Annotated in this window: 6 protein-coding genes and 1 pseudogene; 4 read left to right on the plus strand and 3 right to left on the minus strand. The window is 60.8% G+C overall.

Annotation, left to right across the window (positions count from 1 at the left end; translation table 11 throughout):
• Nucleotides 1-1,263: type I secretion C-terminal target domain-containing protein (locus B7L72_RS07955; protein WP_139788471.1), on the plus strand; the 1,263-nt coding region annotated here is incomplete at its 5' end.
• A 105-nt stretch (nucleotides 1,264-1,368) separates the two neighbouring features.
• Entirely contained in the window at nucleotides 1,369-1,695 is a 327-nt protein-coding gene (locus B7L72_RS07960; RefSeq protein WP_081193592.1) for a tryptophan synthase subunit beta like protein, read from the plus strand.
• A gap of 39 nt (nucleotides 1,696-1,734) precedes the next feature.
• Here the strand turns inward: B7L72_RS07960 and B7L72_RS07965 are convergent, their stop codons facing one another.
• From B7L72_RS07965 to B7L72_RS07975, 3 genes are all read right to left on the minus strand, one after another.
• The gene (locus B7L72_RS07965) at nucleotides 1,735-3,642 is read right to left on the minus strand and encodes an EAL domain-containing protein (RefSeq protein ID WP_081193594.1); all 1,908 of its coding nucleotides are present in this window, start codon (nucleotides 3,640-3,642) and stop codon (nucleotides 1,735-1,737) included.
• A gap of 14 nt (nucleotides 3,643-3,656) precedes the next feature.
• Entirely contained in the window at nucleotides 3,657-4,361 is a 705-nt protein-coding gene (locus B7L72_RS07970; RefSeq protein ID WP_100731265.1) for a transglutaminase-like cysteine peptidase, read from the minus strand.
• A gap of 92 nt (nucleotides 4,362-4,453) precedes the next feature.
• Nucleotides 4,454-5,173, minus strand: coding sequence for an arylesterase (locus tag B7L72_RS07975; protein WP_081193598.1), 720 nt, complete (start codon nucleotides 5,171-5,173; stop codon nucleotides 4,454-4,456).
• 58 nt (nucleotides 5,174-5,231) lie between these two features.
• Between B7L72_RS07975 and B7L72_RS07980 the strand changes: the two genes are divergently transcribed.
• Entirely contained in the window at nucleotides 5,232-6,047 is an 816-nt protein-coding gene (locus tag B7L72_RS07980) for an ABC transporter ATP-binding protein (RefSeq protein ID WP_081193600.1), read from the plus strand.
• Nucleotides 6,040-8,602 (plus strand): annotated as a pseudogene (locus B7L72_RS07985) (ABC transporter permease). The gene B7L72_RS07980 and the pseudogene B7L72_RS07985 overlap by 8 nt, the downstream one beginning before the upstream one ends.
• Nucleotides 8,603-9,003: the final 401 nt, after the last annotated feature.

Genomic DNA, 9,003 nt, shown 5'->3' on the forward strand with positions numbered 1-9,003 from the left:
AATACCACCGAGGCAAGGGACAGTGGAGCAATCGATTTAACGCCACTCATTATTGCTGAAGATGACTTTGCAACGGCACAGCTGAATATCCTTCCAGCAGAGGTCGGGACAATAAGCGAGAGTGATAGTCAGAAGGTTCTTGTACAGCTAGGGCCGATAAGACTTGGTACTGGCTCTCCCGAGGTTTACTTTACCATCCCGGAAGGGCAGACGGGGGACGCTACCATAACAGTCTCTAATAATGCTGTTGTAGGCGTCTTTGACAATGCATATGCTATTGTTCAAAAGTTTGATCCGGAGACTGGCAAGTATGAAACGGTATCGGCAATAGGCGATGAGGGCTTGATTGGCTTAGTTACATTCTTTGGTCCAAGTGCCCAAACCGAGCTGAGTGGCCTTGAACCAGGCGATTACCGAATCGTCGGGGGATCAAGCACTGCTGTAGCTGTAGGGTCTATTACAACCGTTAAAGTGGAAGTCGATCTCCTTGATACCACGAGCACGGTCGAGGCGGATCTGGTAAGTGGCAACGTGCTGATCAATGACATCCCCGGCTCTACCGACCCCGTGTTGAAGGTTTGGAACGGTAGTGCGTTCGAAATGGTCACAGACTCAGGTATCAAGGTTATGGGAAAATACGGCGAATTTGAGCTGTTCGCAGACGGTACGTATACCTATTTACCTGATGCGAGCCTGGATAACGTCGGTGAGATCGATAGCCTCACGTATCAACTGGTGCACCCAACGGGTGTGACGGCGGAAGCCACCCTGCGCGTTGGTATCACTGGCCCCGGCGTCGACAGTTTTGTCTGGGGAAGTGAAGGAGACGACACGCTGCAGGGCGATGCCGGTAACAACGTCATCTACGGCGGCGAAGGCAACGATATCCTCACTGGTGGAGCGGGGGCAGATACCTTCAAGTGGGAATTCGGTGATCAGGGCACCAGTGGGTCGGGTGCTGCCGTGGACAAGGTCACGGACTTCACGCTGGGTGAGTTTGGCGCGAATGACTCGGCAGATCGCTTGGATCTCGCAGATCTTCTCCAGAACGAAAACGCTGATACTATCGATCAGTACATCATGGCTGTGCAGCAGGATGGAGACACCGTATTGCACATCAAATCTGATGGCGACATTGCCGATGATGGCAGCAACGCGGATCAACTGATCGTGTTGGAGAACGTTCAGATGCCGCAGGGTACCAGTTCGTCTGACTTCATTCAGTCTCTTTTAGATAATGGCCAATTGAAGATAGACCTCTGATATCGTTGACCCAACCCAAAGGCCGCCTACGGGCGGCCTTGTTGTATCTACAGTAAGATGACGTTTAGCAACCAACCAGCGCGTTGACTGACAGGGGAAGCCGCTATGCTCTATATCAAACGTAACGCCAAGGGGGAGATCGTGACGCTTAGCAAGGAGCCTACGCCCGAGTGTAGCGAGACCATCGCGGCCAATTCGCCAGAGGTGTTTGCCTTTTTGGCCCAGCAAACGGGGCAGTCGGCGCAAATGATAGCGTCTGACCTGGCTTTCGTGAGGGTGGTAGAAGACATGCTGGAGGTGTTGCTGGAGAAGGGCGTGCTGAGCTTTACCGATTTGCCTGCTGCCGCCCAGAGCAAGGTGATGGAGCGTAAGTCGCTTCGCGCAAGGAATGACGTGAACCTGCTAGGGGATGACGATACGCCACTCTGGTAAGGACGTGCCTCAGGCACGCCCTTACCACCATGGTGGGGCCTAGCTGGCTCGAACAGCTGGGCCTGTCACGCCATCTACACCGGTGCGGAACAGGCTTTCCAGCTCCTCTGGGGCGGCCACGCCCTCGGCGATCACCTCAATGCCGAGTGAGTGGCACAGGGTGGCCATGCCGCGCACGATGGTTTGCTGCTCGTGGGAGGTATCGATACCCCGCACCAGGCTGCTGTCCAGTTTCAGGTAGCTCAACCCTACGTCGTGCAGGTCGGCCAACTTGGTGAATTCAGCACCCACGTGTTCGATGCCGAACTGGCAGCCCAGCGGGCGCAGAGCGCTGCATAGCCCGCGCAAGCTGCCAATGGCGTGTGGCGTTAGCGTAGCGGGTACCTCGAAGCAGAGCTTGCGTGCCTGGGCAGGCTGCTTCTCCAATAGCTGTCTCAGCTCATTGACGAACTCGGCGTTGGTAATCGATGCAATCGACAGGTTGATCCCGAGCGACTGCTCGCCGTGGGCCTTGAGCTTGTCAAGAGCCTTGCGCACTACTGCGATATCCAGCGCGGGCTCCATCGAAAAACGCGTGACCCAGGGAATGAAAATCCCCGCACTTTGCCATTGATTAGCCAGCTGTAGGCGGGCAGGGCACTCGTAGTGCAACACCTGCTGCTCGGCATCCATGACCGGGAAGTAGGCCAACTGCGGCCCCTGGGCAATGGCGTCGGTCAGGGCCGTGCGCCACTGGGTATGATTGCCGAACAGAGAGCCCTGTTCACGCTGCCGCACCACTGTGTGGGTGGCACTGCTGGCACTTTCCGCCTCTGCCAGGGCGTCGTCCAGCGTCGCCAGCAGCGGGCCACGTTCATCATGCGGATGGTAGGCTACCACGGCGGTGGCCAGGCCCGGTGTGGCGCTATTGTGGGGCGACGTTACCTGTGCCAGCGCTTCTTCCAGGCGAGGCAGTAGTGCGTGAGGCTCCTCCTCCATGGGTAGTATCAGCAGAAAGTCACTGCCGTTGAGGCGGCCCACCAAGGGTTCTTCCGAAGTGCTATCCAGCGCGGCCAGCTGCTGGGTGAGCTGCATGAGCAGGGCATCGGTGGCCTGGTGGCCAAGCTGCTCGTTCAACTGCTCCAGGGCGCGCACGCGCACCATGACCAGCAGCCCCGTGGCGCGAGCTTCTTCACTCTCCAGCAGGGCGCCCAGCTTGCCCATGATCACATCGCGGTTCAGGGCACCGGTCACGCGGTCGTGCTGCAGGTGGCGGCGCAGCTCGTCCAGCTTTTGCCCTTCGTGGCTGAGCATCTGGCGCACGTTGGCCGACAGCACGTTCATGGCCTGGGCCACTTCACGCAGCTCCAGCGTGCGGGGTTCCTTGATGGTGGTGAAGCGGCGCGCGCTGATGTCCTTGGCCTGGGCCACTACTCGTACCAGCGGGTGCTTGATGCCCCGCACCATCACCGTGGCCAGGGTCAGGCTGATCGCCCCCGCCAGCAGGAACCAACCCGCCAGCTCCAGCATGCTGCGCCATAGCGAGGCATAGGCAAAACTGTGCTGGCTCTCCAACTCCAGCGTGCCAAACTGCCGCCAGCCATCCTGAACGGTGGCCGTGCCCGTGGGCACATCGAACTGCACCAGGCTACGAAACCAGCCGGGGACGTCGCCGCTGTACTCACCGGCGCGGCGTTCCACCAGCACGTCGCCTTCGGCATCGCGCAGCACGATAGAACGGTAGTAACCGGTATCGAACTGCGCTGCAATCAGCAATTCGAGGATCACCAGTTCCTTGTCCAGCTGGCTCATGGAAAGCGCCAGTGCCGTGGCGTTGTCCTCGTTCTTGATGCGCACTTCCTGCTCGATGTAGGCGCGGCTGCTGTTGATGCTGATGGCCAGGCTGCCGACGAACGACAGCAGCAACAGCACGATAATGGCCAGCCAAAGCTGTTTGATCAGCGACATGGTGCCTGTTCCTCTTAGATGAATCCTTGTGATTGCATGCGCTCGATGACGCTGCGCCAGCGAGACAACCGCGCCAGCGGGTCGGCGCGAGACTCGGAGCCGCCGCCTGCCCACAAACCACTGCTATTGAAACTGAAGACCGGGTCCAGGTCGTTACGCTGGGAAGCGGGCGTGATGGAAGGCATCAGGTTATCCAGCACCAGCGGTTCGGCATTGGGCGTCGAGTAGTAGCCCAGCACCATGTGCGCCTGGGTAATCTGACTACGCCCGATCCGCGCGCGTACGTAAATCATGCGAAGCCGGTCACCCGGAACGCCCAACTGCTTTAACGTGATGTATTTGGCAATCGAATAATCTTCACAGTCGCCCTGGCCTTTACCCATGGCTTCCAGGGGCGTGGCCCAGAAGTCTTCCTGGCCCCAGTTGTTGATATCATCTACCCAGCGAATGCGCCGGTTGAAGAAGTCATTCACGTCACGCAGCTGCGTTTGAATATCCTGGCCCTGCAGGCGGTCGAGCAAACTGAACCACTCTTCCAGTACGTTCACGCCGCTTTGGCCGTAAAGCCGTTGCATGGATTGACGCAGCTGCTGAGGGTTGAAGGCGGCCGCAGGAGAGGGCTGAAGCCCCAGCCCAACACCCAGCAACAAGGCGCCTGTGACGGTCAAGAACCGCCGACGTGTCAGGCCATGGGGAGGAGGGAGTGAGTGCAGGGACATGGACGCCATGAGCGTTGGGTAAATAGGCCTTCAGATTACTCGCTGACATGCAAAAACGCTATCCCTGCTGGTCACAAAGCATCAACGTTTTGTTACTGGGCTGCCTGATAGGTGGCTTCCAACATGGGCTCCAGTTCGGGCCAAACGTTGTCGAGAATGATAGGCTGGGCCTCTGCCGTGGGATGAATGCCATCGCTTTGCATCAACTGTGTATTGAGCGCCACATCTTCCAGCAGGAAGGGCACCAGTGAAAGCGCGTACTCATCCGCCAGCGAGTGGAACACGCCGGTAAAGGCATCACGGTATGCCTGCCCGTAGTTGGGCGGAATATCGATGCCCAGCAGCAGTACCTCGGCATCGGCCTGCTGGCTCTGTTCGATCATGCTGGCCAGGTTGGCGCGCATCTGGGCGGGGGGCAGGCCGCGCAGGCCATCGTTGCCGCCCAGCTCCAGCAGAACGATATCCGGCTGACGCTGTCGGAGAATATCGGCGAATCGTTGCGCACCGCCAGCGGTGGTTTCACCGCTGATGCTGGCATTGACCACCTCGGCCTCGCCCTCCAGACGCTGGGCGAGCAGCGCCACCCAGCCTTGCTCTTCTTCGATACCATAGGCAGCGCTCAAGCTATCGCCCATCACCAGCAGTGTGGGCAATGAGTGGGCACTGTCGTCATCATGGCCGTCATCGGCGTGCGCTGGAAGTACGCTCAAGCAGGCCGCCAGCGTAATGGCCGCCAGCATCACGAAGTTTGAGAAGGCCGATTTTGCAAAAGCTGTGTTGAAGAAGCCAGTTTTCAAGAGTGTCGTGTGCATCGCCTGCTGTATAGGTACCATTCGTTGTCGAACCGTTATTAAAGGGAATTCACGCTTCATGTCCTACTCCTCTGACCCTACTTCCAAAGTGCCCAGCGATGCTGCCAACGCGCATCCGCCCATCACCGACACGCTAACGTCAGATAAGGTTCCCCCGGCCATGGCGCCCAACGTGGTGCTACATGCCCATCAGTTGGCAAAACGCGTCGCCAGTGGCGAGCGCTCGCTGACCATTCTGGACAACCTCGATCTCAGCGTGGCCGCCGGGGAAAGCGTTGCCATTCTGGGCAAGAGTGGGGCCGGTAAGTCTACCCTGCTGGGGCTACTGGCGGGGCTGGACACGCCCAACGACGGTGAGCTGACGCTGTTTGGTCACCCGTTGAGCCAGCTGGATGAGGATGGCCGTGCCGCGCTCAGGGCCGGACGAGTAGGCTTCGTGTTTCAAAATTTCCAGCTGCTGCCCACGCTCAGCGCCTTCGAAAACGTGCTGCTGCCACTGGAGCTATCGCCACGGGCAGGGGAAACCGCTGCCGCCCAGCAGTGGCTGGAACGTGTGGGGCTAGGGGAGCGCACCTCGCATCTGCCCAAGCAGCTGTCGAGGGGCGAGCAGCAGCGCGTGGCGATTGCCCGTGCCTTCGTCACCGACCCGGAGCTGGTGTTCGCCGACGAACCCACCGGCAACCTCGACCCGGATACCGGCGCACAAATCATCGACCTGCTGTTCACGCTGAACCAGCAGGCAGGCACCACGCTGATCCTGGTGACCCACGACCACGCATTGGCGCGTCGTTGCGACCGCTGCCTGCGGCTCAACAATGGGCAGTTGACGCCTTTCGTTCCCGCCCCGGCCACCAGCGAGGAAGGCAATGAGTGAGATCAACTGGCGGCTGGCCGCCCGCAGTTTAAAACGTGACTTGCGCGCGTCAGATGTCCGGGCGCTGTTCGTGGCGCTGATGTTGGCGGTGGCGGCATCTACCATGATCGCCTTTTTCCTGGACCGTCTGGAGCGCGGCCTGGAGCGTCAGGCCAGCCAGATACTGGGCGGCGACCTGGTACTGGAACAGCGCGAGCCCTTCGGTGAGAGCCTGCGTGCCGAACTCGAAGCGGCGGGCTTTACCCTGAGCGATCAGGTAAACCTGGTGTCGATGATTAGTCGCGGTGAGCGCTTTCAACCGGCTAGCCTCAAGGCCGTCGATGATATCTACCCGCATTATGGCGTCAACCTGGTCGATCTGGGCAATGGCGTCGAGCGGTTGGCCTCCGGGCCTGCCGCCGGTGAAGCCTGGGCCGACCCGCGCCTGGCGGAGCTGATCGAGATCGAAATCGGTGATCAGGTACAGGTAGGCCAAACCGAGCTGACCATCACCGGCATCATCGAGCGTGAAGCCGACCAGTCCGCAGGGTTTGGCAACTTCAACCCTCGGCTGATGCTCAATACCGCCGACCTTGACGCCACCGGACTGGTGCAGCCTGGCTCCCGGGTCGAGTTCGAGCTGCTGGCCGCCGGGCCGCCTGCCGCTCTGGAGCAAGTGCAAGGCTTGCTGGCGGATTACGCCGGAGGGCGTGGACGTGCGTGATGTCCGCGTCGACCGGCCGCAGCTGGGCAATGCGCTGCAGCGCGCGGAGAGTTATCTGGGGCTGGCAGGACTGGCAGCGGTGCTGTTGGCCGGGGTCGCAGTGGCCATGTCGACCCGTCGCTATGTCGAACGCCACCTGGACACCGCCGCGCTGCTGCGCTGCTTCGGCGCTAGCCAGCAACAGCTGGTCGTGCTGTTTAGCCTGCAGTTGGTGGGGCTGGCGTTGATAGCCTCGCTGCTGGGGGCCATTCTCGGGCTGTTAGGCCAGGCGCTGCTGCTGTGGTTGTTGAGCAGCTTCCTGCCCATGACGCTGCCTGCCCCAGGCATCATGCCGCTATGGCTGGGTATCTTCACCGCGCTGGCGGTGCTGGTGGGCTTTGCCGGCCCCACCTTGCTGCGCATCAAGCAGGTGAGCGCGCTGAAAGTGCTGCGCCGTGAGCTGGACCCGCTGCCACCTGCCGCCTGGCTGGTGGTGGGCGTGGCCAGCCTGGTGTTTGGTGGCCTGCTATGGCTCTACTCGGGCAGCTTCTCGCTGGCTCTGGCGCTGCTGCTGGGCGGTTCGCTGTTGCTGGCACTGTTGTGGGGCGTCAGTGCCTTGCTGTTGAACGGCTTGCTCAAGGCAGTGCAGCGCCTCTCCGGTGCCAGTGAGTGGGGCCAGGCCCTGCGTTTGGGAGGGCGGCAGTTGGCCCGGCGCAAACAGGCCGGGTTGGGGCAACTGCTGGCCTTTTCGGTGACGTTTTTCGCCATGGCCATGATCGTGCTGGTACGTGGTGATCTGCTGACCACCTGGCAAGACCAGCTGCCGGACACCACGCCCAACTACTTTGCCATCAATATCCAGCCCAGCGAACGCGAGGCCTTCGAGCAGGCCGTGGCCCCTCGCGTTGAGACCCAAAGCACGCTCTACCCCATGGTGCGCGGGCGCATCAGTGCCATCAACGGGCAAGCCCCCCAAGATGTCGTGCCACCCGATGCCCGTGGCGACAACTCCTTGCGCCGGGAGCTGAACCTCACCTGGCAAGCCACGCTGCCGGAAGGCAATCGCGTGGTGGCCGGGCAATGGTTTCGCACCCCCAGCGAGCCCCAGGGCTGGATGAGTGAAGTCGAAGCCACTGCCTCGGTGGTGGCCAGTACCGTGCCCATTTCCGTGGAAGAGGGGCTGGCAGCCCGCCTGGGGCTAGGCGTGGGCGATGAAATGACCTTCACCGTGGGGGGCGATACCATCACCACCCGCATCGACAGTTTGCGCAGCCTGAACTGGGATAGCTTCAACCCCAACTTCTTCGTGATCTTTCCGCCGGGCGCGTTGGAGTCCTTTGGGCATAGCTTCATCACCGCCTTCCACTTGCCAGACGCGGAGCAGGGCCTGGTACGCCAGCTGGTCAGCGACTTCCCCGGCGTCTCGTTGCTCAACGTCGATGCTATTCTGGGCCAGGTGCGGGACGTACTCACCCAGGTAACGCGGGCCGTCGAGCTGGTGCTGGCCCTGGTGCTGTTGGCAGGGGTGAGCGTGTTGTATGCCGCCCTCACGGCCAGCCGACCGGTACGCGCCCATGAAAGCGGCCTGCTGCGGGTGTTCGGGGCGGGTAATCGGATGATCTCCCGCGTGCAGGGAGCCGAGTACGCCCTGCTGGGCTTTGCCAGCGGGCTGCTGGGCGCGGTGCTGGCCGAGCTGGTCACCGCCGCGCTCTACCTCTACTGGCTCGACCTCACCCCGCGCCTGCATTGGGGCCTATGGCTAGTGCTGCCCCTGGGCGGCGCGCTACTGATCGGCATCATTGGTCATCTGCTTTCTTACCAACTGCGCCGCCAAGCCCCCGCCGCCAGCCTGGGGCTGTTAGGCGAAGCGTAAGTAACGAAAGAGTGGCTGCTCAGGTAGCCACTCAAGCCAACCTGTGGGAGGCCCAATTCATTGGCTTATAGCCAGAGCAGCCACCCAAGCTATCCTGTGGGAGGCCAATTTATTGGGCGATTGCTTGGGCAGGCACCCATATCAAGCTGGGTACTGGAATCATCGCGAGCTAAAGCTCCCTCCCACAAGAGTCTCCCAGCCACAAGAGTCTCCCAGCCACAAGAAGCTTCCAGCCACAGCTGGGCTTATTGGCTATACCAGAGCAGCCACCCAAACCAACTTGTGGGAGGCCAGTTCATTGGCTTATAGCCAGAGTAGCCACTCAAACTATCCTGTGGGAGGCCAATTTTATTGGGCGATTGCTTGGGCAGGCACCCATATCAAGCTGGGTGCTGGAATCA

The organism is Halomonas sp. BC1 (assembly GCF_002078135.1).
Taxonomy (GTDB): Bacteria; Pseudomonadota; Gammaproteobacteria; order Pseudomonadales; family Halomonadaceae; genus Vreelandella; species Vreelandella stevensii.

What these genes read in the sequence shown, in the direction of transcription:
- B7L72_RS07960 (WP_081193592.1), top strand. Translation starts at nt 1,369, where the DNA reads ATGCTCTATATCAAACGTAACGCCAAGGGGGAGATCGTGACGCTTAGC.
- B7L72_RS07970 (WP_100731265.1), bottom strand. Translation starts at nt 4,361, where the DNA reads ATGTCCCTGCACTCACTCCCTCCTCCCCATGGCCTGACACGTCGGCGG.
- B7L72_RS07980 (WP_081193600.1), top strand. Translation starts at nt 5,232, where the DNA reads ATGTCCTACTCCTCTGACCCTACTTCCAAAGTGCCCAGCGATGCTGCC.
- B7L72_RS07975 (WP_081193598.1), bottom strand. Translation starts at nt 5,173, where the DNA reads ATGCACACGACACTCTTGAAAACTGGCTTCTTCAACACAGCTTTTGCA.
- B7L72_RS07965 (WP_081193594.1), bottom strand. Translation starts at nt 3,642, where the DNA reads ATGTCGCTGATCAAACAGCTTTGGCTGGCCATTATCGTGCTGTTGCTG.